The 4,327-nt window shown below is 66.5% G+C and carries 4 protein-coding genes; all 4 read left to right on the plus strand.

Annotation, left to right across the window (positions count from 1 at the left end):
- Positions 1 to 106: 106 nt before the first annotated feature.
- Positions 107 to 1,066: a carbohydrate ABC transporter permease gene (locus tag QN345_RS15975; RefSeq protein ID WP_134446821.1), complete on the plus strand. Its 960-nt coding sequence runs from the start codon at positions 107 to 109 to the stop codon at positions 1,064 to 1,066.
- A complete protein-coding gene (locus QN345_RS15980; RefSeq protein ID WP_134446819.1) occupies positions 1,063 to 1,983 on the plus strand; it encodes a carbohydrate ABC transporter permease in 921 nt (306 codons plus the stop codon). Before QN345_RS15975 ends, QN345_RS15980 begins: the two co-directional genes overlap by 4 nt.
- A gap of 48 nt (positions 1,984 to 2,031) precedes the next feature.
- Positions 2,032 to 3,537 carry an alpha-N-arabinofuranosidase gene (locus tag QN345_RS15985; RefSeq protein WP_134446817.1) on the plus strand — a complete coding sequence of 502 codons (1,506 nt, stop codon included), beginning with the start codon at positions 2,032 to 2,034 and terminating at the stop codon, positions 3,535 to 3,537.
- Positions 3,538 to 3,739: 202 nt separating this feature from the next.
- Positions 3,740 to 4,327 (plus strand): LacI family DNA-binding transcriptional regulator (locus QN345_RS15990; protein WP_323508860.1); only part of this gene is annotated, 588 nt, incomplete at its 3' end.

Below are 4,327 nucleotides of genomic sequence, written 5' to 3' on the forward strand. Positions count from 1 at the left end.
CTATCTGCTCACGGAGGCCGGAATGGGCTACCGCTTCACCCCCGATCCGTAGCCCCTGCCGGTCTGCTGCCGGCCCTGCCTGCTGCCCGGCCCCTGGAAAGGAACAATGTTGTCCTCAACCATCGAGAGACGCTCCGTCACCCCGGACCGTGCTTTCCTGAAAAAACCCGGCCGGCTCGGATCGGGCGTCAGCGCCCGGCGTGCACGCTGGGGGTGGCTCTTCGTGGCCCCCTTCGCCGTCTTCCTGGTGCTCTTCCTCCTCACGCCCCTCGTCTACGCCTTCATCCTCAGCCTGCAGAACAAGACCGTGGCAACGGGCACGCACTGGGTCGGCCTCGACAACTACGCCAAGGCCTTCACCGATCCTCTCTTCCTCGAGGGCGTCTGGCTCGTCGTGCGGTTTTCGATCATCCTGATCCCGATCCAGATGCTCGTCTCGCTCGGCGCTGCCCTGCTGCTCGACTCGATCACGAGCCGGTTCTCCAAGTTCTCCCGGCTGATGATCTTCGTTCCCTACGCGGTTCCCGCCGTGATCGGCGCCCTGATGTGGGGCTTCCTCTACAGCCCGAGCTTCGGCCCCGCCGCGGAGGTCGCCGGCTGGTTCGGCCTCAACGCACCGCAGTTGTTGTCGCCGGACAACATCTTCGGCAGCCTCGTGAATGTCGTGACCTGGCAGTGGGCCGGCTACTACATGATCATCATCTACGCGGCGCTCCAGGGCATCGACACCTCGATCTATGAGGCGGCCAAGATCGACGGCGCCAACGCCTGGCAGACCGCGCTCCGGATCAAGATCCCGATGATCTCGTCCTCGCTCGTCCTGATCCTGGTCTTCGCCCTGATCGGAACCCTGCAGTTCTTCACGGAGCCCCAGATCCTGCGGAGCATGGCGTCGGGATCGATCACCGCCTCGTACACGCCGAACATCTACGCATACACGCTCGCGTTCTCCTATTCGCAATTCAACTACGCCTCGGCGATCTCATTCGCCCTCGGGCTCGTCGTCTTCGTGGGCTCCTATATATTCCTGCACTTCACGCGTAAAAAGAGCGGACTGAACTCATGACCGTGCTCGTTTCGACCACCTCACCGCGACCGGAGAAGCGGCGGTCCCATGCCTCCCGCGAGGCCAGCCGGGCCGGCGGGCGTCGCGTCCTGCCGCACCTCGTCCTCGTCGGCCTCATCCTCTATTTCGCGCTTCCGTTCTGGTGGCTCATCGTCGCGAGCACCAAGGACCAGGCGACGCTCTTCAGCGGCGACACGAGCCCGCTCTGGTTCGGGAAGTTCAACCTGATCGACAACATCCAGCTGTTGTTCACGTACTCGAACGGACTGTACTGGCACTGGCTCGGCAACTCGTTCCTCTACGCCCTCACCGGCGGCATCGGCGCGACCGTCATCTCGGTGCTCGCCGGCTACGGCTTCGCGCAGTACCGCTTCGCCGGGCGCACCCCGTTCTTCGCCCTGGTGCTCGGTTCGGTCATGGTCCCCGCGACGGCCCTCGTCATCCCGATGTTCGTGATGTTCAGCGCGACCCACCTGACGAACACGATGTGGGCGGTGATCCTGCCGTCCATGCTCAATCCCTTCGGCGTTTACCTGATGCGGGTCTACACCCAGGATGCGATCCCGGACGAGATGATCGACGCCGCAAGGATGGACGGGGCCGGCGAGTTGCGGATCTTCTTCCGCGTCGCACTCCCCCTGCTCCGCCCGGCCCTCGTCACCGTGCTGCTGCTCAGCGTCGTCGGCACCTGGAACAACTACTTCCTGCCGCTCGTGATGTTCTCCAACCCGAACCTGTTCCCCGTCACCGTCGGGCTCGGCGCCCTGCAGACCCAGGCCGGCGTCAACACCGGCGGGCAGTCGCTCTGGACCATCGTCATCGTCGGAGCACTGGTCTCCGTGATCCCGCTCATCATCGCCTTCCTCACGCTGCAGAAGTACTGGCAGGGCGGGCTCTCCCTCGGCAGCGTCAAGTAAGCATCCGCACCTCTTCCACTCATCTCGATTCCAAAGGACTTTCCTCGCGTGACACAGGCAACAATCGTCATCGACCGCTCAGCCGTCGTGGCACCCATCAACCGCCGGATCTTCGGTTCCTTCGTCGAACATCTCGGCCGGTGCGTGTATGACGGCATCTATGAACCCGGCCACCCGACCGCCAACGCCGACGGGTTCCGGCTCGACGTCGTCGACCTCGTCAAGGAGCTCGGCTCGACGACCATCCGCTACCCCGGCGGCAACTTCGTCTCCGGGTACAAGTGGGAGGACGGCGTCGGACCGCGCGCGGACCGACCGGTGCGCCGAGACCTCGCCTGGCACTCGCTCGAGAGCAACCAGGTCGGCCTCGAGGAGTTCGCCCGCTGGTGCGCCCTGACGGACTCCGAGCTGATGATGGCCGTCAACCTCGGCACCCGCGGCATCGACGCCGCCCTCGACCTTCTCGAATACGCCAACCAGCCCGACGGGACCGCGCTCAGCGAGCAGCGAATCCGGAACGGCGCGGTCGAGCCGTACGACATCCGGATGTGGTGCCTCGGCAACGAGATGGACGGACCCTGGCAGATCGGCCATATGTCTGCCGACGACTACGGGAAGATCGCGGCTCGCACCGCATCCGCCATGAAGACCGCGGACAAGAGCCTCGAGCTCGTCGTCTGCGGCTCCTCCGGTTCTGCGATGCCGACCTTCGGGGAGTGGGAGCGGGTCGTGCTCGAGCACAGCTACGAGTACGTCGACTACGTCTCCTGCCACGCCTATTACCAGGAGCGCAAGGGAGACCTCGCTTCGTACCTCGCGTCCTCCCTCGAGATGACCTATTTCATCGAGACGGTGAAGGCCACGGCGGACCACGTCAAGTACAAGCTCCGCAGCGAGAAGACCATCCAGCTCTCCTTCGACGAGTGGAACATCTGGTACCTCGACGAGCACCAGGCCTCGGAGGAGGTCAACGAGGAGTGGCGCCACGCGCCGCGGCAGCTCGAGGACGTCTACTCCGTCGCCGACGCCGTCGTGCTCGGCAACCTGCTGATCACGCTCCTGCAGAACCACGACAGGGTCGGATCCGCTTCTCTCGCGCAGCTCGTCAACGTCATCGCGCCGATCATGACCGAGCCGGGCGGGGCGAGCTGGCGCCAGACCACGTTCTTCCCGTTCTCGGTGACCTCGAGGCTCGCCCGCGGCGTCGTGCTGAAGCCCCGGATCGATGCCGGGACCTATGACACGGCCCTCTACGGTGCAGCGCCCCTCGTCGACGCCGTCGCGACCTTCGATGCCGAGACGGGCGCATCCGCCGTCTTCCTCGTGAACCGCAGCCAGACGGAGTCGATCGAGGTGTCGATCGACGTCTCCGGCCTCGACGCGACGCTCCTCACCGAAGCGGTCACCCTGCACGATGCGGATGTCTACGCCAGGAACACACTCGCCGACCAGAATCGGGTCGGCCTGAAGCCCCTCGACGGCGTGCTGCTCACCGAAGGGGTCCTCACCGTCATCCTGCCGCCGGTCTCGTGGTCGGCACTCGCGCTGAACTAGGTTCCGAACGCCCGGCAGCCACTGCCGGCAGGCAGAATTCCCCCCGGTCGCCCCGCAACCGGGGGGAATTCCCGGTTCCGCAGGAGAGTCTCAGGCCCGCACACGCCTTCCCCGCGCCCGGCGTGCCACAATGACAAGCACCTGCCGAACCGCGACCCGAACCGCGAACCGGCCCGCCAGTCCCCAGGAAGGGGATGGACCGATGAGTCCGTCATCCAGGCTACCCACCCTGCTCGACGTGGCCACCGCGGCTGGCGTGTCCCTCGCCACCGCGTCGCGCGCCCTGAACGGCAGCACCCGCACCGTCAACGGGGACTACCGCGACCGGGTCTTCACGGCCGCCGCCCAGCTCGGCTACACTCCCAACCTCTCGGCGCAGGCCGTTGCCACGGGAAGCACCCGGACGGTCGCCCTTGTCGTCACCGACATCGCGGACCCGCGCGACGCATTCCTGGCATCCGGCGTGATCGACGCGGCAGCGGATGCCGGACTCACCGTCACGGTGACCGTCACGGCCGGCGATCCCGACCGTGAACTCGCACTCGTCCGATCCCTGCGCGGGCAGCGCCCCCGGATCCTGATCCTCGCCGGACCGCCGTCCCCCGATGACACGGACGGCACTCCGCTCACGGACGAGCTGCGCTCCTTCGAGGCCGGCGGCGGCCGGGTGATCGTACTCGGCGAGCGTTCCCTCGGCTTCGCGACCGTGCCACGCGGCGAGATCGGCTCCGAGGCGGGGCCGGAGTCCCTCGCCGCCATCGGCCGCGCGGCCGTCGCACGAGCGCTCGTC

Origin of the sequence: Cryobacterium sp. 10I1, from assembly GCF_035019805.1 — a bacterium.
GTDB classification, from domain to species: domain Bacteria; phylum Actinomycetota; class Actinomycetes; order Actinomycetales; family Microbacteriaceae; genus Cryobacterium; species Cryobacterium glucosi.